The organism is Candidatus Rokuibacteriota bacterium, from assembly GCA_016188005.1.
Taxonomy (GTDB): domain Bacteria; phylum Methylomirabilota; class Methylomirabilia; order Rokubacteriales; family CSP1-6; genus UBA12499.
On the sequence record JACPIQ010000121.1, the window covers coordinates 83277 to 106670 of the forward strand.

General features: G+C 70.1%; 23 protein-coding genes. 18 read left to right on the forward strand and 5 right to left on the reverse strand.

Annotated elements, in window-relative coordinates; all coding sequences use genetic code 11:
- The first annotated feature begins 20 nt into the window (after positions 1–20).
- The 9 genes from HYV93_23780 to HYV93_23820 all read left to right on the forward strand — a co-directional run bounded on the left by HYV93_23780 (position 21) and on the right by HYV93_23820 (position 7810).
- Entirely contained in the window at positions 21–623 is a 603-nt protein-coding gene (locus HYV93_23780; protein MBI2528990.1) for a TetR/AcrR family transcriptional regulator, read from the forward strand.
- Between the two features lie 18 nt (positions 624–641).
- A complete protein-coding gene (locus tag HYV93_23785) occupies positions 642–1421 on the forward strand; it encodes an enoyl-CoA hydratase/isomerase family protein (GenBank protein ID MBI2528991.1) in 780 nt (259 codons plus the stop codon).
- Between the two features lie 44 nt (positions 1422–1465).
- Positions 1466–2215 (forward strand): SDR family oxidoreductase, encoded by a 750-nt coding sequence (locus HYV93_23790; GenBank protein MBI2528992.1) that lies wholly within the window; start codon positions 1466–1468, stop codon positions 2213–2215.
- Between the two features lie 40 nt (positions 2216–2255).
- Positions 2256–2576: an SCP2 sterol-binding domain-containing protein gene (locus HYV93_23795; GenBank protein MBI2528993.1), complete on the forward strand. Its 321-nt coding sequence runs from the start codon at positions 2256–2258 to the stop codon at positions 2574–2576.
- A gap of 131 nt (positions 2577–2707) precedes the next feature.
- A complete protein-coding gene (locus HYV93_23800) occupies positions 2708–4048 on the forward strand; it encodes a CoA transferase (GenBank protein ID MBI2528994.1) in 1341 nt (446 codons plus the stop codon).
- A complete protein-coding gene (locus HYV93_23805; GenBank protein MBI2528995.1) occupies positions 4045–5394 on the forward strand; it encodes a CoA transferase in 1350 nt (449 codons plus the stop codon). The genes HYV93_23800 and HYV93_23805 overlap by 4 nt, the downstream gene beginning before the upstream one ends.
- Before the next feature lie 109 nt (positions 5395–5503).
- Positions 5504–6604 (forward strand): alpha/beta fold hydrolase, encoded by a 1101-nt coding sequence (locus tag HYV93_23810; GenBank protein MBI2528996.1) that lies wholly within the window; start codon positions 5504–5506, stop codon positions 6602–6604.
- 34 nt (positions 6605–6638) lie between these two features.
- A complete protein-coding gene (locus HYV93_23815) occupies positions 6639–7166 on the forward strand; it encodes a hypothetical protein (protein ID MBI2528997.1) in 528 nt (175 codons plus the stop codon).
- The gene (locus HYV93_23820; protein MBI2528998.1) at positions 7163–7810 is read left to right on the forward strand and encodes a MaoC family dehydratase; all 648 of its coding nucleotides are present in this window, start codon (positions 7163–7165) and stop codon (positions 7808–7810) included. The genes HYV93_23815 and HYV93_23820 overlap by 4 nt, the downstream gene beginning before the upstream one ends.
- Here HYV93_23820 and fabG read toward each other — a convergent pair.
- Positions 7803–8546 (reverse strand): 3-oxoacyl-[acyl-carrier-protein] reductase, encoded by a 744-nt coding sequence (gene fabG / locus HYV93_23825; GenBank protein MBI2528999.1) that lies wholly within the window; start codon positions 8544–8546, stop codon positions 7803–7805. The genes HYV93_23820 and fabG overlap by 8 nt on opposite strands.
- A gap of 125 nt (positions 8547–8671) precedes the next feature.
- On the opposite strand from fabG, the gene HYV93_23830 reads away from it, so the two are divergent.
- Positions 8672–9181, forward strand: coding sequence for a polyhydroxyalkanoate synthesis regulator DNA-binding domain-containing protein (locus HYV93_23830; GenBank protein MBI2529000.1), 510 nt, complete (start codon positions 8672–8674; stop codon positions 9179–9181).
- Between the two features lie 55 nt (positions 9182–9236).
- Here HYV93_23830 and HYV93_23835 read toward each other — a convergent pair whose 3' ends face one another.
- A complete protein-coding gene (locus HYV93_23835; GenBank protein MBI2529001.1) occupies positions 9237–9686 on the reverse strand; it encodes a hypothetical protein in 450 nt (149 codons plus the stop codon).
- 289 nt (positions 9687–9975) lie between these two features.
- Here HYV93_23835 and HYV93_23840 point away from each other — a divergent pair, with 289 nt between their 5' ends.
- From HYV93_23840 to HYV93_23875, 8 genes are all read left to right on the forward strand, one after another.
- A complete protein-coding gene (locus HYV93_23840) occupies positions 9976–10524 on the forward strand; it encodes a M48 family metalloprotease (protein MBI2529002.1) in 549 nt (182 codons plus the stop codon).
- A complete protein-coding gene (locus HYV93_23845) occupies positions 10521–10838 on the forward strand; it encodes a hypothetical protein (protein ID MBI2529003.1) in 318 nt (105 codons plus the stop codon). Before HYV93_23840 ends, HYV93_23845 begins: the two co-directional genes overlap by 4 nt.
- A gap of 157 nt (positions 10839–10995) precedes the next feature.
- The gene (locus HYV93_23850; GenBank protein ID MBI2529004.1) at positions 10996–12501 is read left to right on the forward strand and encodes a long-chain fatty acid--CoA ligase; all 1506 of its coding nucleotides are present in this window, start codon (positions 10996–10998) and stop codon (positions 12499–12501) included.
- Positions 12502–12514: 13 nt separating this feature from the next.
- Positions 12515–14308 (forward strand): long-chain fatty acid--CoA ligase, encoded by a 1794-nt coding sequence (locus HYV93_23855; protein ID MBI2529005.1) that lies wholly within the window; start codon positions 12515–12517, stop codon positions 14306–14308.
- A gap of 56 nt (positions 14309–14364) precedes the next feature.
- The gene (locus HYV93_23860) at positions 14365–15384 is read left to right on the forward strand and encodes an alcohol dehydrogenase catalytic domain-containing protein (protein ID MBI2529006.1); all 1020 of its coding nucleotides are present in this window, start codon (positions 14365–14367) and stop codon (positions 15382–15384) included.
- 25 nt (positions 15385–15409) lie between these two features.
- Entirely contained in the window at positions 15410–15595 is a 186-nt protein-coding gene (locus HYV93_23865) for a hypothetical protein (protein ID MBI2529007.1), read from the forward strand.
- Positions 15596–15691: 96 nt separating this feature from the next.
- Positions 15692–18151, forward strand: coding sequence for a caspase family protein (locus HYV93_23870; protein MBI2529008.1), 2460 nt, complete (start codon positions 15692–15694; stop codon positions 18149–18151).
- Entirely contained in the window at positions 18148–20502 is a 2355-nt protein-coding gene (locus HYV93_23875; protein MBI2529009.1) for a caspase family protein, read from the forward strand. The genes HYV93_23870 and HYV93_23875 overlap by 4 nt, the downstream gene beginning before the upstream one ends.
- Here the strand turns inward: HYV93_23875 and queF are convergent.
- From queF to HYV93_23890, 3 genes are all read right to left on the reverse strand, one after another.
- Entirely contained in the window at positions 20499–20864 is a 366-nt protein-coding gene (gene queF / locus HYV93_23880) for an NADPH-dependent 7-cyano-7-deazaguanine reductase QueF (protein ID MBI2529010.1), read from the reverse strand. The genes HYV93_23875 and queF overlap by 4 nt on opposite strands.
- 32 nt (positions 20865–20896) lie before the next feature.
- On the reverse strand, positions 20897–22222 hold the full coding sequence (locus tag HYV93_23885) for a hypothetical protein (protein MBI2529011.1): 1326 nt from the start codon (positions 22220–22222) through the stop codon (positions 20897–20899).
- A 224-nt stretch (positions 22223–22446) separates the two neighbouring features.
- Positions 22447–23331, reverse strand: coding sequence for a DMT family transporter (locus HYV93_23890; GenBank protein MBI2529012.1), 885 nt, complete (start codon positions 23329–23331; stop codon positions 22447–22449).
- Positions 23332–23394: the final 63 nt, after the last annotated feature.

A 23394-nucleotide genomic window follows, 5' to 3' on the forward strand; every position in this document is an offset into this window, starting at 1 on the left:
GAAGCTGCCGCATAAGATGAATGGCGGTTCAGTCACCCGCCATGCGCGACCCGGACAAGCCCCAGCAGATCATCGACGCCGCGATTCGGGTGTTCGCCCGGAAGGGCTACTACAACTCCCGGGTCTCCGACATCGCCAAGGAGGCGGGGATCGCCGCCGGGACCATCTACCTCTACTTCAAGACCAAGGACGACATCCTCGTCACCCTCTTCCGCGAGAAGATGGCGCAGTTCGTGGCGACGCTGCGCAAGTCGATCGCCGATGAGCATGATGCAGTGGCGAAGCTGCGGCGGCTCATCTTCCTTCACTTCCAGCTGCTGGAGCAGCACCCGGAGCTGGCGGAGGTGGTGCAGGTGGAGCAGCGACAGGGGCAGAAGTTCTTCCGGGGGGCCTCGGCCCGTGAGATCTCCTCCTACTTCGCCCTCATCGGGTCCGTGCTGGAGGAGGGGGTGGCCGAGGGGCGGTTCCGGCCGGGCCTCCCCGTCAAGACCGCCACCAAGGCGCTCTTCGGAGCCATGGACCAGATGGCGACGTCGTGGGTGCTGGGCGCGCGCGGCTACCGCCTGACCGACACGGCGGAGGCCCTGGCTGACATCTTCCTCCGGGGCGTGGCCGCCCGATAACCGAGACAGAAGGAGAGCATGGCGATGCCGTACGAGACGCTGATCCTGACCCGCGAGGAGAGCTTCGCCGTCATCACCCTGAACCGCCCCCCGGCCAATGCCATCAGCGAGCAGCTCATGCGTGACCTCAACGCCGCGCTCTCCGAGGTGGAGCACGATGACGACGTGCGCGCCATCGTCATCACGGGGGCGGGCGACAAGATCTTCTGCGCGGGAGCCGACCTGGGTTCGGCCTTCTCGGGCCCCGATGTGGGCGCCTTCATCCGCTTCGGCAACAGCGTGGTGCGCCGCATCGAGCGCTTTCCGAAACCGGTGATCGCCGCGATCACCGGCCATGCGCTGGGCGGCGGCTGCGAGATCGCCATGGGCTGCCACATCCGGATCCTCAAGGAGACGGCGCGCATGGGACAGACCGAGTCGAACCTGGGTATCATCCCGGGCTACGGCGGCACCCAGCGCCTCCCGAGGCTCATCGGCCGGGGGCTGGCGCTGGAGCACCTGCTCCTCGGCACGCAGATCCCGGCGGCCGAGTGCTATCGCCTCGGGCTCGTGAACCGGCTCTCGAAGGAGGGGGAAACGCTCGCGGACGCCAAGACCATGGCACGCGAGATGGCGAAGCGGCCCCCCATCGCCACCCGCCTCATCATCGAGGCGGTGGACGACGGCATCCAGGCGCCGATCGACCAGGCCATCGAGATCGAGGTGCGGGCCTTCGAGAAGGTGCTCAAGACGGAGGACGCGGGCGAGGGCATCCAGGCCTTCTTCCAGAAGCGCCCCCCCGCCTTCAAGGGACGGTAGGGCGAGCCGCAGCCGCGAGAGCGAGGCGAGCGAAGGGAGCTTTGATGGATCTCGGGATCGCCGGGAGGGTCGCGCTGGTGACGGGGGGTGCCCGGAGCCTCGGGCGGCAGGACTGCCTCACGCTGGCAGCCGAGGGGGCCAGGGTGATCGTGCTCGACCTCAACGGGGAGGGGGCCCGGGAGACGGCCACGGAGATCTCCGCGGCCGGGGGCTCGGCGGGCGGCTACGAGGTGGACATCACCAATCGCCCCCAGCTGGCCGAGGTGCTGGAGACGGCGCAGCGCGACGTGGGGCCCGTGGACATCTGCGTCAACAACGCGGGGTTCATCTACACCCTTGGCCAGCTCAAGGACATGAGCGACGCCGACTGGGACTTCAACCTGTCGGTGAACCTCACGGGCACCTACAACGTCACCAAGGCCGTGTTCCCCGGCATGCAGGACCGGAAGTGGGGACGGGTGATCTGCATGGCCTCCATTGCCGGCCTCATGGGAGGCTTCGGCCAGACCGCCTACTCGACCAGTAAGATGGGGGTGGTGGGCTTTGCGAGGTCCGTGGCACTGGAGGGGGCGCGCGACAACATCACGAGTAACGTCATCGCGCCCGGCATCATCGGGCCCAACGCCAACCTGTCCCCTCTGTACGAGCGGATGGTCAAGCGCGTGGCGATGCGGAAGGAGGGCGATCCTACGGATGTGGCCAATGCCATTGCCTTCCTCTGCTCGGAGCGCGCTCGCTACATCACCGGCGCCGTCCTGACGGTGACCGGGGGGATGGACCTGTTTACCTTCTAGCACACGGGGCCCCGCCGCCCCACGGGGAGGAGGAGAAGCGATGCCGACAGTGAAAGAGACCTTCGAAGCAATGGCCAGCAGGTTCCAGCCCAGCAAGGCGGGCGGTATCAATGCCACGATCCAGTACGAGATCACCGGGGATCAGGGGGGAACCTGGCACGCCATCGTCAAGGACGGCACCTGCGTGGTGAACTCCGGACCTGGGACCAACCCGAACCTGACGCTGACCATGTCCGGCCAGGACTGGCTGGACATGGTGGGCGGCAAGCTCTCGGGCCAGATGGCCTTCATGTCGGGCAAGCTCAAGCTCAAGGGTGACATGGGCCTGGCGATGAAGGTAGGCTCCATCTTCTCGGTCTGATCACGTTCGCGGACCCGGCGTTTCGCGCGTGCGGGGCGCCCGGGGTCAGGTCTTGCATTGGGACAAATGCTGGATTGCAAGACCTGACCCCGGTGCCTTCCTGCCGCTCCGGGCGTGCTATCCTGCCGGCCATGACGATTCCCAGGGACTACTTCGACTGGGCGGCCACCCTCTTCGATCCGGCGCGGATCCACGAGAAGCCGGAGGCGCTCGGGGGCATCCGCGTGCTGGACCTCTCCGTGATCTACTTCGGCCCGGCCACCGGCGACTTCCTGGGCGAGATGGGCGCCGAGGTGATCAAGGTGGAGATGCCGGGGCAAGGGGACGTGACCCGCATCCTCGGCAACGCCTCCTTCTTCTGGAAGAATGTCTCCGTCGCCTTCTTCTGCGCCAACCACTCCAAGTACCACGTCGGCATCGACATGCACCGGGCCGAGGGCCAGGAGTTGATCCGCCAGCTGGCCGCGCGCTCCGACATCGTGATCGAGAACTACAAGGCGGGAACGCTCGAGGAGAAGTTCGGGCTGGGGTACCGACAGCTCAGGGAACTGAACCCCCGACTCATCTACGTGGCCAACACGGGGTTCGGTCAGTGGGGACCGTTCTCCAAGGGGCGGGCCTCCTATGACGGGTTGGCCCAGGCCGTGTCCGGGCTCACCGCCATCACCGGCGAGGGTGCGCTGCCGACCAAGATCGGAAACTACCTCGGGGACTGGTTCGGCGCCTCCATGTCGGCGGTGGGCGCCCTGGCCGCGCTGCGCTGGCGCGACCGCACGGGGGAGGGCCAGTTCGTCGAGATGGCGCAGTGCGAGGGGCTCGTGCGCGCCATGGACTGGACGTGGCTCTACGCGGGGCTCACCGGGCGCGACCGACGAAAGGCGGGCAACGGCGATCACGTCTTCGCCCCGTCCGGCGTCTATCCCTGCGCTGACGGCTACGTGGCCGTGGTGGCCGGCACGGACCGCGAGTTCCGGGGGCTCTGCCGCATGCTCGGCGAGCCGGGACTCGCGCGACAGGAGCGCTTCGCCACCGCCGCGGCGCGCCGCAAGCCGGCGAGCGTCGCGGCGCTCGACGCCAGGCTCGCGGTGTGGTGCCGCGCACGGCGCCGCGCGCAGGTGGAGGCCGCCGCCCGGAAGGCCGGCGTCTCCGCCGCGCCCGTGATGACGGCGAAGGACCACGCCGAGAGCCAGCACCTCCGCGCGCGGCGCTCGGTGTGGGAGTACGAGGATCCGGTGTACGGGACCATGGTCGAGTACGGACCCGCGCCCAAGCTGTCCGCCACGCCGCCGCGGATCAAGTGGGCGGGCAAGCCCGTGGGCTTCCACAACGAGCTGGTGCTCAAGCGCATCCTGGGTCTCGACGAGGCGCGCATCAGGGAGCTGGAGGCCGCCGGGGCCATCGGGCGCTGGGCCGAGGGCCGCCGCGGAGCCGGGCCGCCAGAGGGGTGGAAGGGCGAGGGGAGGGTCGTGTGACGGGCGGGGGCGGCGCGCCGAGGGCAGCGCGGGTGGGGGAGCGCCGGGGCCATGTCGAGGCCCCTGCGGATGGCAGGTGGGAGGAGTGGATCCGGGCGGCCGAGGATCCGAGCCGCGTCGCCGACAAGCCGGAGGCGCTGGACGATCTCATGGTCCTCGACCTCTCCCACGGCCATTACGGAGCGCTGCTCACGGCCACCTATCTCGCCGAGCTGGGGGCCGAGGTCATCAAGGTCGAGCCGCCAGGAGGCGATCCCGCCCGGAGCTGGGGGCCCCCTGATGCCTCCGCCGGCGGCGATGGGCTGGCCTTCGTGGCCGAGGCGCGGAACCGCTATCACGTCACGCTCGACCTCACCAAGCGCGCCGGGCGCCGACTCCTCAAGGGGCTCGCCGCGCGCGCCGATGTGCTCGTCGAGGGGTTCGCGCCGGGGCACCTCGACGGCCTCGGCCTCGGCTATCGCCAGCTCTTGGCGCTGAACCCGCGGCTCGTCTACGTGGCGTGCTCCGCCTACGGCCAGTTCGGTCCCCTGGCGAAGCACCAGCCGACAGAGCACGACCTCACCGACCAGGCGCTGTCGGGGCTCCTGCACCTCACGGGTGATCCGGAGGCTACGCCCGTGAAGGTTGGGTCGTGGATCAGCGCCTATGGCCAGGCGGCCTGGGGAGCGCTGGGCGTGCTCGCGGCGCTGCACTGGCGCCAGCGCTCCGGTCGCGGCCAGATGATAGACGTCTCGGGGGCCGAGGCGCTCATGCGCTATCTGGAGTACTCGCTGCTGCTCTATCACGCCAGCGGGGCGATCCGCGGCCGGACGGGGCTCTACGAGCTCGCGGTGTTCCCGTACACCTTCGTCCCCGTGAAGGACGGCTGGGCCTTCGTCGCCGGCTACACGGACCCGAACTTCCGCGCCCTGTGCCGCGTCATGGGCCGGCCCGAGCTGGCCGACGACCCGCGCTTCAGCACCACCATCCTGCGCACGACGATGGAGAACGAGATCGCGCTCCGGGAGGAGATCAGCCGGTGGTCGGTCGACTACACCTCGGCGGAGATCCTCGAGAAGGTCCTGGCCGATCCCGGACCGGGCGTCATCGTGTTCGGCCCCATGAACCCGCCCACCCGTACCCTGACCGAGCCGCACTGGTGGGAGCGGGGCTGCCTCCGGCGCCTCTCCGATCCCGTTTACGGCGAGCTGCTGCTCCAGATGCCCGCCTGGCGGATGACGCGGACGCCACCCCGGCTCAAATGGGCCTGCCGGCCCGTCGGGTACCACAATGGCCTGATCCTGCAGAAGTACTTCGGGATCGGGCCGACCGGCGCAGCCCGACTGGCGGCAGAGGGGGTCCTGTGAGGGGGCCCCTGGAGGGGCCCGCAAGACTGTTGCCGCACAGCGTCATGCTGCAGTAAGATGCCCATGGTGCCCCGCCGGCGGCAGCCGAGGCCGGGCCCAAGGGGGAGGCATGAAGGACGAGCTGTTCACCATGGCGGGCGAGCGCCCGGGGCTCTCGTCGGAGGCCCGGGCCGGCTGGCAGCAGGAGGTGGAGCGGAGCCTCCTCCGCATGAAGCACTTCGCGGAGATGGTCGCGAACCCGCGGGAGCCCGAGGTCGGCCCCACGCCGCGCCAGGAGATCTACCGGACGAACAAGTCGCGCCTCTACCGGTACCAGTCACCCCGCACCCGGCGGACGCCGCTGCTCTTCGTGCCCAACCTCGGCATCAGCCGCCCGTACATCTTCGACCTCATGCCCCAGGGCTCCTTCGTGGAGCACATGACCCAGCAGGGCTTCGACTTCTACCTGGTGGACTGGGGCGTGTTCGGCGAGGAGGACAACGGGCTCACCGTCGAGGACGCGGTGACGAAGATCCTCCCGCGGCTGGCGCGGAAGGCGCTCCTCTCCTCCGGCGCCTCCGAGATGTCGGTGCTCGGCTACTGCATGGGGGCGCCGCTGTCAGCGTGCTTCGTCGCGACCCATCCGGAGTTTCCGGTGAAGAACTTCATCGACATGGCCGGCCCCATCGATTTCGCCCACGTCGGGCTCTTCGGGCTGTGGCTGGACCGGCGCTTCTTCGACGTGGACAAGTACGTGGACACGCTGGGGAGCATCCCCCCGGACATGGTCAAGGCGGGCTTCAAGCTGCTCAAGCCCACCATGGATCTCACCACGGGACTCAACCTCTGGTGGAACCTCTGGAACCCGGAGTACGTGGCGGGGGTCAACGCGCTCCACAAGTGGGCCAACGAGTACGTCGCCTTCCCGGGCGAGTTCTTCCGCCAGTGGGTGCGGGATTTCTACCAGGAGAACCGCCTCGTCAAGGGCGAGCTCGTCATGGGCGGCAGGCCGGTGGACCTCACGCGCATCACCTGTCCTGTCCTTGCGGTGGGGGCCCGGGAGGACAACATCGCGCCCCCCGGCTGCGTCAAGCCGCTCATCGCGGCCGTGGGGAGCGCCGACCGCGCGTACGTGGAGCTGCCCGGCGGGCACATCTCGCTCATCGCCGGGCGCGGCGCCTCGGTGCATTGCTGGCCCAAGGTCGCCTCGTGGCTGGCGGCGCGGTCGTGAGGCTCTGGGGTGAGCGCCGGGGAGGGGAGTGACGATGCCGGACATTGGCGGGCAGCAGCTCTTCGATCTCTGGAAGAAGCAGCTGGAGGAAGGCACACAGCAGTGGCTCAAGATGCTGGGCGCCCCCCAGGCCCAGCCACCCGACCCGCAGGCCTTCTGGCGTCCCTTCATGGACCAGGGCATGGCGGCGTGGGCCAAGGTCATGACCCAGGGCCCGGCCTCCCCGGACCTCATGGGTCAGTGGAAGCAGTTCCTGGATCAGTGGGTCGCCGCCTGGTCGAAGGCGCTCGAGCAGGCCATGGGGACCGAAGCCTTCGCGAAGGCGCTCGGCACGCAGCTGGAGGGTGTCCTCAACGCCGCGGGCCCCGCGAAGAAGGCCGCCGAGCAGCACATCGAAGCAGCGCTCGGGGGGCTCGGGATTCCCTCCCGGAGTCAGGTCACGGGCATCGCCCGGCAGGTGGTCCAGCTCGAGGAGAAGCTGGAGGGCGTGGAGGACCGCCTGGAGACCGTTCTCCAGCGGCTCGACGGGATCGCCGCCGCCCTCAAACGGGAGCCCGCATGATCGGCCTGACCATCGACGGCATCCAGGTCGGCGACGTGGCCGAGATCACCCGACTGGCCGCTGATGCAGACATCGCGGAGTTCGTGGATGCCGTCGGGGATCACAACCCCATCCACGCCGACCGGGAGTACGCCGCGACGACGATCTTCAAGGAGCGCATCGCCCCCGGCATCTGGACCGCCGGGCTCATCTCGGCCGTGATCGGGACGCGGCTGCCCGGCCCCGGCGCCATCTACCTCTCGCAGGATCTCACGTTCCTCAAGCCGGTGATGTTCGGCGACACGATCACGGCCCGCGCCGAGGTCCTGGAGGTCATCAGGGAGAAGAACCGCCTGCGCCTGCGCACCGTCTGCACGAACCAGCGCGGCGAGGCGGTGCTGTCCGGCGAGGCCCTCGTCATGCCCTCGACGGTCCCGGTGGTCTACGAGAAGGCGTCGGGGGGCGCCGCGTGGATGGTCTTCTGGGCGCTCTCGCCCCTGATCTGGGCGGCGCAGGGTCTCGCGCTGTGGGGTGTCCTCATATCCGCTCGCCTCGCCGTGAGGCACGGCTGCGGCTCGCCGGGGCTCGCTCCGCTCGCGGGATCTTCCATATCCGCTCGCCTCGCCGTGAGGCACGGCTGCGGCTCGCCAGGCTCGATCACATGAACAGGCCGCCGTTGATGGAGAGCTCGGCCCCCGTGATGTAGTCGCCGTCGGCCGAGCACAGGTACACGCAGGCCCGGGCGACTTCCTCGGACTTCCCGAAGCGCTTCATGGGGATCTGCTCCAGCAGCCGCTGCTTCACCTTCTCCGGGATGGCGTCGACCATGTCCGTCTCGGTGAAGCCCGGCGCCACGGCGTTCACGGTGATGTTCTTCGCGGCCAGCTCCTTCGCCAGCGACTTGGTGAAGGCGGCGACGCCCGCCTTGGACGCGGCGTAGTTGGCCTGGCCGAAGTTGCCGATCTGGCCGATCACGGACGTGATGTTCACCACCCGCCCGTACTTCTGCTTCAGCATCTGGTCGATGAAGACCTTGGTGCAGTTGAAGACGCCGCCCAGGTTGATATCGACGACCCTCTTCCACGACGCGTGGTCCATCTTGGTGAAGGTCTTGTCCGAGGTGATGCCGGCGTTGTTGACGAGGATGTCGAGGTGGCCGAACTCCCGGATCACGTCCTGTGCCATGCGGTAGGTGTCCGGGTAGTCGGCCACGTCGGCCTGGGCGAGCATGGCCCGCCGCCCCATCTTCTGGATCTGCTCGACCACCTGCTTCGCCGACTCCTCGCTCGAGACGAAGTTCACGGCCACGTCGGCGCCTTCTTCGGCAAGGGCCAGGGCGATGGCCCGGCCGATGCCGCGGGATGCTCCGGTCACGAGGGCAGTCCGTGCCTTGAGCTGCATGGCGGGTCCTCCTGCTCCTGCTCGGGCTTGAGGAAGGGGCCGGGTCGCGGGCACAGTATAGCAGGAGCCGGCGTGCCGGCGGGGGCCGGCTTGTCGCCCCTGACGCGCGGTGTTAGACTCCGGCCATGGCGTACGTGGTCAAGCGGTACTCCAACCGCAAGCTCTACGACACGCAGGAGAGCCGCTACGTCACCCTGGAGGAGCTGGAGGAGATGATCCGCGCGGGCAAGGAGATCTCCGTCGTGGACGTGTCCACCGGCGAGGACCTCACCTCCGTCACGCTCGCGCAGATCATCCTGGAGAACGAGCGGAGCCACCGGGCGGCGTTGCCCACGGCCTTCCTGCACCAGCTCATCAAGCACGGCGAGGCCTGGCAGGACTTCGTGCAGAAATCGCTCAGGGGGAGCCTCGAGTCCATCATGACGAGCCAGCGGGAAGCCGACCGGGTCTTCCGGGAGTGGGCCGCCCGGGCGGGGTGGCTGCCGGCCCAGCCGTCGGGGAGCCCCACGGAGAAGAAGGCCGCTCCGCCCGCGGAGCCGGCGGCGGAGGCCGATACGTTGAAGAGCGAGGTGACGGCCCTGCGGGAACAGCTCCGGGCGCTGGAAGAGCGTCTGGAACGGAGGCGGGAGAAGTGACGGCGCGGGAGGCGGAGGGCCAGATCCGACCCCCCGCCATCCCCGGGGTGGTGTCTCAGGCGATCGGGGCGTAGGTGGTCTTCACCTTCCCCGCGAGCTGGGTGAAGGTGGCCTGGATCTCCTTGCCGGTCTGCTCGGCGCTCACCTGCAGGCGCTCCGCCGAGCGGGTGATGGCCTGGGCATTGGCCTCCAGCAGCTGGAAGGCCTTCTGCGCGCCCTCGACGGACTCGAGCACGCTCTTCTGACAGAAGCCCAGGGGGTCCCTGGAGGCCTCCTGCAGCTCGGACTGGCGGCGCAGGAGGTAGGACTGGTTGTGCTTGACTGCCTCGACGGCCGAGGCCTGAAGCTCGCCATAGAGGCGGGCGCCCTCCTTCGCCGTGCTGGCTGACAGGTCGACCAGTTCACGGAGGATCTTCTGGTTGGCGTCCGCGCAGAGGGACAACGCCTCCACGGCCTTGCTGCCGATCCGGGTGAAGAGCTCGTTCGCGTGCGTCGGGTCTAGCATGCCTCTTTCCTCCTTCGTCATACGGGACAGCGAATCGGGGGTTCCGGCCACGCCTAGGATCATAACGCGGAGCGTTATCAGAGTCAAGCTGTCTACTGCGGCGCGTTATATGAATCGCAACATTCTGATAATGCTGGCCCTATGTAGTCTGCAGACCGCGTGTGCCGCGACACAGCATCGCGCCCCACCGCGGGCGCCGAGCGAGGGAGACAAGGCCGCCATCGCGCAGGTGCTCGGCCCGTTGCTCAGGGTCGCCGGGATCTGGCGCTCTCCTCGGGACGGTTGCGGCGTGGGGCTGGGCATACTGCCTGTGAGCGCCATCAACCTGGGCGTGGCTCCGCACCCGACGTGCAAGTTCAGCTTGCTGGTCACCGAGGGGGCGCTGGCGACGCTGCCGCGAGAAGAGCTGCAGGCGGCGCTCGCCCACGAGATCGGCCATGTGGAGCTCGGCCACTTCGCCGCCCGCAAGGCGCGCCGGGTGGCGGAGCGTGAGACGAAGCAGAAGATCGACGACACGGGGTCCACCGGGGGCGCCGTGGCCACGGCCATCCCCATCATCGGGCCGCTCGTGGTGCTGGGAATCATGGGGATGCAGGTGGCGGCCGAGACCTCAGCCGAGGGCAGGTACCGCGGCTATGACCGGGAGGAAGAGCTCGCGGCCGACCGCTTCGCCCTCGACCTCCTGAGCCGCCTGCCGGAGCCCGGCCGCTGCCGGGCCCTGCTCGCCCTCCTCGCCAGGCTCGAGCGTGAGCGCAAGGCCTCGCCGTGGAGCGATTGGCTCAGCACCCACCCGAGCCCCGGGGCCCGCCTGGAGACGGCGAGGGGAGCCTGCGCATGACGTGGCTCCGTGCGCTGTTGCTGCTCGCGCTGGTGGCCACCGCCGGCCCTGCTGCGGCCCAGCCGGTGTCGCTCTCGGCGCTGGCGGGGAACCCAGTTCGCTACGACCACCGTACCGTGACGGTGACAGGCACGGTGGGGCTGGTCGAGGGCGCCGGCGGCGCGTGGAGCTTCACGCTGATCGACGGCGGGGTCTCCATTCGGGTCCTGGCGACGGGGGGACGGCCCCCGAGGACCGGCGACCGCGTCGAGGTCGAGGGGCTCTTCAAGCTGGCCGGTCGCGAAATCGATGCCCTTCGGGTGACCCCCCGCTGATGAGTTGGCCGGATTCCTCTTGCCGTCAGGCGCCGACGCCCGGGGGGCGGGCCCCCGGGGCGCACCCTGGATGGCTCGCCATGGATTGCCCCCCCGGTGCCCGACCTCCGGGCCCCGGCGTGCGCCAGCTCCGGGACACCGACCCGAGCTCGTTGCCATGAACCTGGCCCGGCTCGGCGAGGAGAACCTCGACAAGTATGGCGAGTACGTCTCCCTCGCCTTCGAGGGGCGCCAGATCACCAACGCCGAGCAGAGCCGAGGGGCGTGCCGGGTGGCTCACGCGCTCCGGCGGCTCGGTATCGAGGCCGGCGACCGCGTGGTGGTCATGCTGCCGAACTGCCCGGAGGTCAACCAGAGCTACGGTGGCATCCTCAGGCTCGGCGCGGTGATCGTTCCCGTGATCTTCCTCCTGGGGGCCGAGGAGGTCGGCCACATCCTGGCCCACTCGGCGGCGAAGCTGGTCATCACCTCGACGGACATGCTCTGGAAGGTCGAGGCCCATCTGGGGGTGCTGCCGACGCTCCGGCACGTGCTCGTCGTGGACGGTGGCGGGACTGGTCGGACCCGCCCCTTCGCGGAGGAGGTCAGCCGCGAGCCCGACACCTTCACCACCGTGGACAGGCGTGACGACGACATCGCCGTCATCCTCTACACCTCCGGGACCACGGGGACACCCAAGGGTGTGGCCCTGTCCCACGGCAATCTCGCCGCAAACGCGCGTTCGGCCGCCGCGCTCCACGAGCTCCCCCGTGAGGAGTGGGCGGTGGCCGTGCTGCCGCTCTCGCACTCCTATGGCCTCACGGTGATGAACGCCGGGCATCTCCTGGGGACGCGCGGCGTGCTGCTGCGCTGGTTCAACCCCGAGGAGGTGCTGCGGACCATTCAGGAGTTCAGGGCCGTCTCCATGTCGGGCGTGCCAACCATGTTCGTCTACCTCCTGAACTGTCCCGAGGCCGGGCAGTACGACACCTCTTCCATGCGCGTCTGGGGGTCGGGGGCGGCGCCCCTGCCCGTGGAGATCGTCGAGCCCTTCGAGCGGAAGTTCGGGGGCAGGCTCATGGAGGGGTACGGTCTCACGGAGGCCTCGCCCGTCGTGTCGGCCCACAGGCTCTCGGGCGTGCGGAAGCTGGGCTCGGTGGGGCAGCCCATTCCCGGCGTGCAGGTGTCCATCCGGGACGATGACGACGGCGTCCTGCCCGCCGGGGAGACGGGTGAGGTGTGCGTGATGGGGCCAAACGTGATGCTTGGCTACTACCGGAATCCCGAGGAGACGGCGCGCGCCATCCGCGGCGGGTGGCTGCACACGGGGGACATGGGACGTCTCGACGCCGACGGCTTCCTCTACATCGTCGAGCGGAAGAAGGACCTCATCATCCGCGGCGGCTTCAACATCTACCCACGGGAGGTGGAGGAGGTCCTTTACGCCTTCCCGCGCACGGCCGAGGCCGCCGTGGTCGGGATGCGTGATGCGCTCATGGGCGAGGACGTCCTCGCCTTCGTGGTGCTGAGGGCCGGGACGCGCGCCACCGCGGAGGAGGTGATGGCCTTCTGCAAGACGCGGCTCGCGCCCTACAAGTGCCCCAAGCAGGTGCGCTTCGTGCAGTCGCTGCCCAAGAGCCCGGTGGGGAAGATCCTTCGCAAGGAGCTCCGTAGACAGATCTGAGGGAGGACGCCCGATGGCCGAGAAGACGCTCGCGACGATGTTCTGGGACCGTGTGGAGCGGAGCGCCAACGGCCCCGCCCAGCAGACCAAGCGGGGCGGGAGGTGGGAGACGCTCACGTGGCGGCAGGCGGGCGAGGCCGCCCGGGAGATTGCCATCGCGCTTCTCGCGCTGGGGCGGAAGCGGGGCGAGGCGGTGGGCATCCTGGCGGCGAGCCGCGCCGAGTGGGTGCAGGCCGACTTCGCCATCTTCTCCGCCGGCTGCGTCACGATCCCCATCTATCCGACCTACCCGCCGGACCTCGTCGAGTACATCGTCAACGACGCCGAGGTCAGGACGCTCATCGTCGAGGACCCGGTGCAGCTCGCCAAGGTGCTCGAGGTGCGGGGGAAGATGGACCGGCTCGAGCAGGTGATCGTCATGCAGGGGTACGAGGGCAAGGAGCCCTCGCCCTTCATCGTCACCTGGGAGGCGCTCCGCCGGCTCGGCCGCGACAACGCGGAACGCCTGAAGGGCGAGCTCGCGACCCGCGTCGCCGAGGCCCGGCCCGACGACGTGGCGACCATCGTCTACACCTCCGGGACGACGGGCCCCCCCAAGGGCGTGGTGCAGACCCACGGCAATCACATGGCGGCGCTCGGCGCGGCGGCGCAGGTGCTCGTGGCCTCCGAGGGCGATGTTCACCTCCTGTTCCTGCCCCTGGCGCACTCCTTCGGTCGGCTGGAGTCGTTCATCGGCCCCTACAAGGGGCTCTGCACGGCCTTCGCCGAGAGCATCGACAAGCTCCGGGACAACCTCCCCGAGGTGAAGCCCCACTTCATCTGCGCCGTGCCGCGCGTCTTCGAGAAGGTGTACGCGGGGGTGCTGGCGAAGGCCGAGGGGGGATCGCCGCTGAAGAAGAAGATCTTCTGGTGGGCCGTCGGGGCCGGCAAGGAGGCCTCCCGACTCAAGCAAGCCAACCTGCCGGTGCCAGGGGCGCTCGCCTTCAAGTGCCGGCTGGCGCACAAGCTCGTCTTCCACAAGATGCACGAGGCCCTCGGCGGCCGGCTCCGCTTCGCCGTCTCGGGCGGCGCGCCACTGTCGCGCGAGATCGCCGAGTTCTTCCACGCGGCGGGCATCCTGATCCTCGAAGGGTACGGGCTCACGGAGACCTGCCCGGCGCTCACCTTCAACCGCTTCGACCACTACAAGTTCGGCTCGGTCGGGCCGGCGCTCCCCGGCGTGGAGATCAAGCTCGCGCCCGACAGCGAGATCCTCGGGCGGGGCTCCAACATCGCGAAGGGCTACTTCAAGCAGCCCGAGGCCACGGCCCAGGTCTTCCTGCCCGACGGCTGGTTCGCCACGGGCGACATCGGCAAGATCGATCCCGAGGGGTATCTCTTCATCACCGACCGCAAGAAGGACCTGATCGTCACTGCGGGAGGCATGAACATCGCCCCGCAGAACATCGAGAATCTGCTCAAGGGCGATCCGTTCATCAGCCAGGTGATGGTGCACGGTGACAGGCGCCCCTATCCGGTGGCCCTCATCACCGTCAATGCGGAGGAGCTGGCCAAGTTCGCCAAGGCGGAGGGCATCCTGAACCTCGATCCCGCGGCGCTGGTCAAGCATCCCAAGGTGGTGGAACGGGTGTCCCGCATCGTGGAGCAGAGGAACACGGAGCTGCAGTCCTACGCCAAGATCAAGAAGTTCGCGATCCTGCCCGGCGACTTCACCGTGGACAATGGCCTGCTCACCCCCACGCTCAAGGTCAAGCGGAAGGTGATCCGGGAGGAGTACCGGGAGGCGCTGGAGGAGCTGTACCGCTGAGCCATGCGGGGGGTGGAGCTGCGGCATCACGTGGCGGGCCGCGGGGGAAGCCCGAGGTGAGGGCGGCGGTGCTGCACGGCCCGCGGGATCTCCGGGTGGAGCCCGTGGCCGCGCCGGCCCCGGCGCCCGGAGAGGCCGTGGTGCGGGTGAGCGCGGTGGGGTTGTGCGGCACGGACTATCGCATCTGGAGCGGCGAGCGGCCGGTGCGCTACCCGCTCGTCATGGGGCACGAGGTCATCGGCGAGGTGGCGGCGGTGGGCGCTGGCGTGACCGCCGTGGCGCCCGGCCAGAAGGTGGCCGTCCAGCCGAACTACTCCTGCGGTGCCTGCCCCCTCTGCCTCGAGGGGAACTGGAACCTCTGCCTGTCGCGCACCGCCGTGGGCATCGACGTCGATGGCGGCTTCGCGGAGGCGGTGCGGCTGCCCGCGCGCGTGTGCTGGCCAGCCCCCGCCGACCTGGCCGATGATCAGCTGCTGCTGGCCGAGCCGCTCGCCGTCGTGGTCCGCGCGGTGCTCCGGGGCGAGGCGGCAGGGGGGGAGACGGCGGCCGTGCTGGGAGTGGGCACGCTCGGTCTGCTGGCCGTCCAGGTGCTGAAGTCCCGCGGCCTTCGCGTGCTCGCCGTGGCGCGGAGCGGGCGACGGCTCTCGCTGGCACGGGCCATGGGCGCCGATGCGGCAGCCACCACCGAGACGGGGCCGCCGGTGCGGGCGGCGCGCGAGCTGTCCGGGCGTGAGGGTGTGGATCTGGTGATCGAGACCGCCGGCACGCCGGAGGCCGTCGAGCAGGCGGTGGAGCTGGCGCGACCCGGCGGGCGCGTGGTGCTCACGGGTCTCCCGCACGAGCCCTCGTCGGTGCACTTCTTCTGGGTGGTGCGTCGCGAGCTGCGCCTGATCGGGTCCATGATCTACCAGGACGAGTTCCCCGAGGCCATCGGACTCCTGGCCTCAGGCGCCGTCCAGACAGGGCGCCTCCTCACCCACCGCTTCCCGCTCGAGGCCATCCAGGAGGCCTTCGCTGCCCACCGATCCCCTGACGCCATCAAGGTCGCGGTGCTCCCCGGGCCGAAGGAGGTTTGACGGCCTCTTCGCGGCGCTCACGACCGTGAGCCAGGGAACGGCCTATCTCCTGACGCTGTCCGCCTACGTGGAGGCGGTGAAGCAGGTGGAGATCTTCTTCGCCATGGGCATCGGGGTGCTGGTCTTCGGCGAGCGCCAGCGAGTCCGGGAGATCGCGCCGGGCGCGCTCGTGATGCTCGCCGGGATGGTCGTGCTTTCCCTGGCCGCCTGACGGCGGCCGCGGCCGGCCGCGCTTGTTGACAGGGGGCGTCCTGAGCCCGTAGCGTAGGTGGCACCGGAGCGGGCGTTCCACCCGCGAGGAGCCCAGATGACAAGAGCTTCCGCTGCGCTGCTGGTGCTCCTCGCCGTCGCCCTCGGCCCGAGCCCGGCGGCTGCCCAGAAGGAGCGCGCCGAGCGCCCCAGCTACGCTGTCGGGGACAAGTGGCTCCGCAGCGACGGCGCCTTCGACCTCATCCGGATCGAGGGTGATGTCTACATATTCGCCTCCGACCGCGGGCGCGAGGTGCATCTCAGCCGGGACCTGGCGCTGACGAAGGTCGTCAGCCGCGGCAGCGTGGACTTCGAGCTCGACCCGGCGCCGAAGATCTCCTGGCCCCTCGAGGTGGGCAAGGAAGGCTACGCCTCGGCGCTGCTGCGCACGGGGCGCAATCCGGTCGGCGCCCAGGTCCGCGTGTTCTGGCGGGTCGAGGCCTACGAGCCAGTCAAGACTCCCGCGGGCACCGTCACGGCGTTCAGGATCTTGATGTCGCTGGCCGGCACCTTCGGGGGGCCCGCGGCCGGCCGGGAGTGGGGGACGATCCACAGCTGGTACGCGCCTGACCCCGGGCAGATCGTCGCGATGAGATCGCCTCCGGGCCCTTTGCCGAGCTTCCGCGTCGTCGCCTTCGACCGTCCGGCCATGCCGGCGCCGCTGGCGGTGGCCCTGGCCGACCCGAAGGACCAGATCAGGGTGGCGGCCGAGGAGGTCGTGGTCTCGGGCAAGGTGACCTCGGGCAAGGGCGTGTCGGCCGTCAGCGTGTCCCTCAACGGCACCGACCTCTCGCGCCAGGAGGAGAAGGGGGCGCCCCCGAAGGAGCTGGCGCTCCGGATCCCCGTCAGGCTCAGGGAGGGCAAGAACGTCCTCGTGGTGACCGCCGTGGAGGCGGGCGGCACGACGAAGCAGGAAGCACGGACCCTCTTCTATGACAGGCCGGGGTTGCCGCCGCCGGCCGCGACGACTCCGGCGCCGCCCGCCGCGGCCGCGCCCATGCCTCCCGTGCCGGGTGCGGTGGTATCGGCGCCGCCCCCGCCCCGGGGCGGCCGGCCGCGTCCCGCGGCTCCCCCCCCCGCCCCCGCGGCGTCCGTTCCCCCGCTCCAGCTCCTCGTCTCCTCCCCGGGCGATCAGGCGCGGGTGGAGCGACAGAGCGTGGCGCTCGCGGCGCTGGCGTCGGGCGGGAAGGGGATCAGCCGGGTGCTGGTCACGCTGAACGGACAGGAGGTGTCGCGCCAGGAGCCGCCCAGCCCCCAGCCCTCGCTGGCAGTGAACCTGGCTCTCACCCTCCGGGAAGGTCCGAACACACTGGTGGTCACGGCCATCGAGCCGGACGGCCAGGCGCATCAGGAGGTGCGCACGGTCCAGTACGACAAGGTGGTCCCGCTCACGGTGGACGTCCGCTACCCGACGGACCAGGGGCGTGTCACGGAGCCGTCCAGCCTCGTGGCGGCCACGGTGGCCTCGAGCCGCGGCGTGGCGAAGGCCAGTGTCCTCCTGAACGGCGTGGAGGTGCACCAGCAGAGCGAGCGGGCGACGCCGAGATCCGTGGCCCTGGCGGTGCCCGTGACTCTCCGCGAGGGGACCAATGTCGTGGTGGTGCGCGCCGCCGAGGCCGACGGCACGGTACGCCAGGAGATCAGGACGATCGTCTACGACAAGCCGAAGGTGGCCGCGGCCGCACCCGCGCCGCCTCCGGCTCCGGCGAAGTCCCTGCCCGATCGCTGGGCGGTCGTGATCGGGGTGGGGCGGTACGACAGCCCCGACGTGACGCCGCTGCAGTACGCGGTTCCGGACGCCGAGGCGCTCTACCAGGTGCTGATCGGGCCGGGCGGGTTCAAGAAGGAGCACGTGCTGCTCCTCACCGACAACACGGAGCGCAAGCCCACGCTCAGGAACATCAAGTGGGCGCTCGGCACCTTCCTGACGCGCTCGGCGAAGAAGGACGACACCGTGATGATCTTCTTCGCGGGGCACGGGGCGCCGGAGGTCGACCCGCGAGGCCTCGAGCGCGACGGGCTGGCGAAGTACCTGGCCCCGTCGGATGTGGAGCCGGACGACCTCTACTCCACGGCCCTGCCCATGGACGAGATGCAGACCGTGTTCCAGCGCATCGAGGCGGAGCGGATGGTGGTGTTCCTGGACGCCTGTTACAGTGGGGCCGCGGGCGGGCGCACCTTCGCCTCGAAGAAGACGCGCGCCACCCACGTGGACGACCTCTTCCTGGAGCGGCTGACACGCTCCAGGGGACGGGCCATCGTCACCGCCTCGCGCCCCACCGAGGTGTCGCTGGAGGTGCCGGAGCTGGGGCACGGGCTCTTCACGTACTACCTGGTCCGGGGGCTCCAGGGGGCGGCCGACTTCAACCGGGACGGCATCGTCTCCTTGCAGGAGATCTATGAGTATGTGGAGCAGCAGGTGAGCCAGAAGTCGCGGGCCCTGGGAGGCAACCAGCACCCGGTGATGAAGGGCGAGATGGAGGGCGCGCTGCCCCTGGTGAAGGTCGGCGGGCGATGAGCCGGGCGCGCCAGGTGTCGCTTCTCGCGCTTCTGACCGTGGGCCTGCTGGCGTCGCCGTCTTCTGCCCCCGCCCAGAAGCCGCGCGCCGAGCGCCCGACCTATGCGCTCGGCGAGAAGTGGGTCCGCAGCGACGGCCTCTTCGAGCTCGTCCGGATCGACCGCGATCTCTACATCTTCGCCCAGGGCCCCACCCGCCAGGTGCATCTCACTCGTGATCTCGGAATCGCGCACCTGGAGAACGGCCCGTACTACCTCACCATCGATCCCCCCTTCAACCTGCGCTGGCCGCTGGAGGTGGGGAAGTTCGGCATCAGCGACGTCCGGTGGAGGTGGGATGCGAATCCGTCGGGGTTGCCGGCGAAGCTGACCTGGAGCGTCGAGGCCGTCGAGGAGGTCCAGGTCCGCGCGGGACGGTTCCAGGCCTTCCGGATCCAGCTCCAGGTCGAGTACTCGGCGAGCACGACCCACTACCATCAACTCTGGTACGCTCCCGATGTCCGCCAGTTCGTCAAGTCGGAGTGGATGGTCAGTGCGCCGGCGGCCCGCTTCGAGGTCGTCTCCGTCGAGCAGCCGCAGCCTCCCCTGGCCGTTGTGCTCGCTCGCCCCGTCGACGGCGCCGTCGTCGCCGCGCCCGACCTCGTGGTCACGGGCGCGGTGCGGGGCGGGGCCGGCGGCGGCGAGGTACGCGCCACGGTGAACGGCACCGAGGTGCCGGTGGTGACGAGGCCGGGCCCCGAGGGTGCCGATCTGGCGCTCAGCGCTGCTGTCCGGTTGAAGGAGGGGCGGAACGTGATCCTGATCACCGCCACCGACCGGCGGGGCGCCGTTCAGCAGCAGGCGCGCACCGTCGTCTTCGAGCGTTCCCCGCCCGTCGGTGAGCGGCCGACGGCGCCGCGACCGCCGGCTGTGGTGGGGCCGAAGGCTCCACCCGCAGGGTTGACGGTCGCGCTCTCGTCCCCCGAGCACCGGTCGACCACCGCCCAGGAAGCCGTCACGCTGGCCGGCATGGCATCCAGCGGCCATGGGGTGACCAGCGTCGTCGTGACCCTCAACGGCACCGAGGTCTCGCGGCTCCAGCAGCCCGGTGCCCCACGGGCGGTCCCGGTCAACCTCCCCCTGCGGCTCCGTCAGGGCACCAACACGCTGGTCGTGACGGCTTCGGACGCCGGCGGCGGCGTCCACCAGGAAGTGCGCACGATCGAGTACGAGCCGCGGATCCCGCTGACGATCACCTTCCGCTATCCGGAGGATCGGGCACGAGTGGGAGAGGAGTCGAGCATCGTGGCGGCCGTGGTGACGTCGAGCAAGGGCGTGGCCAGGGCCACGGTGAGCGTCAACGGCGTCGAGGTCCATCAGCAGACCGAGCGCACACCGGCACGGGCCGTGGTCGTCTCCGCGCCGGTGACCCTCCGCGACGGCGCCAATGCGATCGTCGTCAGCGGTATCGAGGCGGACGGGACCGTGACGCAGGAGGTGCGGACGGTCTTCCTCGATCGCCCCAGGCCCGCCGGGGAGGCGGTACCCGTGCCGGGGACGCCCGCCCCGCCCGCGGAACGCTGGGCGGTGGTGATCGGGATCGGCCGGTACGAGAGCCAGGGCATCCCACGGCTGAGCTACACCCTGTCCGACGCCGAGGCGATGTACCAGACGCTCCTCGCCGCGGCCGGCTTCAAGAAGGAGCATGTGCTCGTGCTGACGGACCGGACGGAGCGCAAGCCGACGCTCAGGAACATCAAGTGGGCGCTGGGGACATTCCTGGCCCGATCGGCGAAGAGACAGGACACGGTCGTGATCTACTTCGCGGGCCACGGGGCCCCCGAGGTGGACCAGCGCGGGGTGGAGCGGGACGGGCTGGCGAAGTACCTGATCCCGGCGGATGCGGACCCGGACGATCTCTTCTCGACCGCGCTGGCCATGGACGATATCCAGACGATCTTCGGCCGGATCGAGGCGGAGCGCGTGGTGGTGTTCCTGGACGCCTGCTACAGCGGGGCGGCGGGCGGGCGGACCTTCTCGTCGAGGAAGACGCGGGCGGGGCACGTGGACGATCTCTTCCTGGAACGGCTCACGCGCTCGAAGGGGCGAGCGATCATCACGGCGTCACGCCCGACGGAGGTGTCCATCGAGCTGCCAGAGCTGGGGCATGGTCTCTTCACCTACTACCTCGTCTTGGGGCTCACGGGTGCCGCCGATCTCAACCGGGACGGGATCGTGTCGCTGCAGGAGCTGTACGAGTACCTGGAGCAGCAGGTCACGCAGAAGTCGCGGGCGGTGGGAGGCAACCAGCACCCGGTGATGAAGGGGGAGATGGAGGGCTCGCTGCCGCTCGTCAAGGTACGGGGGCGCTAGAGCTCCCGCCGCGTACCGTGGGTGGCGCGCACCACGGTCTTGATCCCGCCGCGCACGCTGAAGTCCCCGACCACCTCGATCCAGCGCGGGGCGGCGACGGCCACGAAGTCGTCGAGGATCCGGTTGGTCACGTCCTCGTGGAAGGCCCCCTCGTTCCGGTACGACCAGATGTACAGCTTGAGGGACTTGAGCTCCACGAGGTGCCGGTCGGGGATGTAGCGGATCCGGATGGTCGCGAAGTCCGGCTGGCCCGTCCTCGGGCAGAGACAGGTGAACTCGGGGATGTCGACGGCCACCTCATAGTCGCGCTCCGCATGGGGGTTCGGCACCACCTCCAGCGCTTTCGACGGCTGGCTCGGCATGGCTCGACGCTACCGCGGGGTCCTGCGCGGCGTCAAGGACGCTGCGTGCCGGCTCCTCCGCTTGCGCGCCAGATCGCCTCGCGGACCCGGTCGGCGGCCGGCCGGGGAATGTGCTCGAGCAGGATCGTCCGCGTGCCCCGGCGCTCCGCGACGAAGGCGCGCGCGCCCTCGCGCCACGACACGAGACTGCCACCGCCGCGCGCGGCCCGGCCGGCCAGGGCCGGGTGGCGGCCCTCCACGACTCGCGCCAGGGCCGCCCGCAGTGCCTCCGCCGCTCCCTTGCTCTCCATGGCTACGACCCAGGCCACGAGGAAGCGGCCGCTGCCGTCTTCCCACACCCGGTAGCGATCGCCCCGCCAGCCCGCCGCCGCGCGGCTCCCCTCCTGGGGGCCGACGTGCAGACCGAGGACGGCACCGAGGCCGAACTCGCCCAGCTCGTCCTCGGTGACCAGACGCGCGTCCGGCAGGAGCGCGGTGAGATCGGGAAGCTGCACGGGGACGGGGTCCTCGCGCCGGGTCAGGCGCTTCTCGGGATGCAGGATCTGGGCGGTGGAGCGCGGAGGATCGCGATAGAGACGCCCGATCGCCTGCCAGGGATGCTGCTTCCTGAACCGGTGAATGAACTCGAGCCCCTCCACGTAGGCGAACAGGAGCAGGTCCCGGAGGAAGGCCGGTGCGCTCTGGATCACGGGGCCCCTGGAGCCGGCGGCAATGAGCCCGCGGACTGCGCTCATGTCGGGAAGGGAGGCGAAGTCCGAGCCCTGGGCGCGGAGGACGAGATCGAGCATGACGCCCACGGCCTCCCCCTCGACGAGCGCCTGCAAGGCCAGGAGGCGATCTCCCTGGCCCGGCACGGGGGCGAGGAAGCGGTCCAGCGAGATCTCGCGGTCCTGGAGGGCGTGAACCAGCTCGTGCAGGAGCGCCACCTGCTGCTGCGCGGGAGCGAGCCAGTCGCCGAGCACCATGACCTTCGCGCGCGGGTCGTAGTAGGCCGACACCTGCTCCTCCATGAGGTCGAGGAAGAGTCGGCGCAGGTCGTAGTCCGCCGGGATGAGCCCCCAGGCCACCAGGGCCTTGCGCTCCGCCTCCAGGCGGAGCGGCGCGTAGCGTCGGTCCAGCTCCTCCTCGATGAAGCGCCGGCTCTCCTCGCGGGAGCGGATGACGACGGGCGGCGGCGGCCCCGGGTTGGGCATGCCCCTGAGCGCGGCGACCTGGCCGTAGAGCGAGGCAGCCAGCGCCTCGAGCGAGGTGGCGGGTAGGCCGGGTTGCGCCCACGCGGGCGCCAGGGGAGCCAGCGTCGCCGAGAGGGCGAGCGCCAGCACGGCCAGCAGGGGAGGCCGGCGACAGAACGGCGTCACGCGATCATCTCCGGGTGGCCAGGCCGATTCCCGCCGCATTGTCAGGTCCAACATGCCTGGCGGCATGTTGGCCGTGGGCGAGAGGGTCGCGGCCACCGGCGGGGCGTCACGCGGTCATCTCCGCGTGGCCAGGCCGATCCCCGCCGCATCGCCATGTCCAACATGCCTGGCGGCATGTTGGCCGTGGGCGAGAGGGTTGCGGCCACCGGCGGGGCGTCACGCGATCATCTCCGGGTGGCCAGGCCGATTCCCGCCGCTACCATGAGAGAGGAGAGGAGGAGGGTGGGGGTGAGGGGGTCGCCCGCGATAGCGGCGGAGAGCAACACGCCCCAGATCGGGGAAGTGAGGGCGCAGGCGGCCAGCGCGCTCGGGCGGTAGACCTCGAGCTGCCAGGTGTTGACGACGAAGTTGAAGCCGGCCACGATCACCCCCTGGTAGAAGAGCGAGGCAGCCAGCGAGACGGTGTAGTGCGTGGGGAAGGCCGCCTCCCACCAGTGGCTTGCCAGGAAGAAGCAGGCGCTCCCGATGGCCGACTGGCCGAGGAGGAGCTTGACCGGGTCGAACCGTTGCACGGCGCGCGCCATGTACACGGTGCGCTCGCCGAGCAGGAGCGCGCTGGCTGCGACCACGAGGTCACCGAGCAGCGTGCCGCTCTGGAAGGAGAAGTCGCGGGTGAAAAGGAGCACGATTCCCCCGTAGGCCATGGCGACGCCGCCGAGCTTGGCCGGCGTCATGCGGTCCCCCGGGATGAAGAAGTGGGCCAGCACCACCGTGTGGATCGCGTAGGAGTTCAAGAGGACGGAGGCGTGTGCGGCCGTCGTCAGGTTGATCCCGATGTTCATGAGCCCGATCTGGACGGTGAAGAGGAGCCCCAGCGACCCAAGCACGCTCCACTCTCCGCGCTTCACGGTCAGCACGCCCTGCCGGCGGGTGTACCGCGCGTAGGCGAGGATGCAGAGCCCGCCCAGGACGAAGCGCATCCACGCGAGCCGGAGCGGAGGGGCTCCGGCGAGCCCGATCTTCACGGCCACCGGGTTGCCGCCCCAGAGGGCGGCCAGGAGGAGTGCGACGAGGGCGCCCCTCGCATCGAGCGGTCGGAGATGGGCCACGGGAGCGCGGCTAGGGGCGTGTGGGCGTCACGGCCATGGCGGCTGCCATGGTAGCATGAGGGC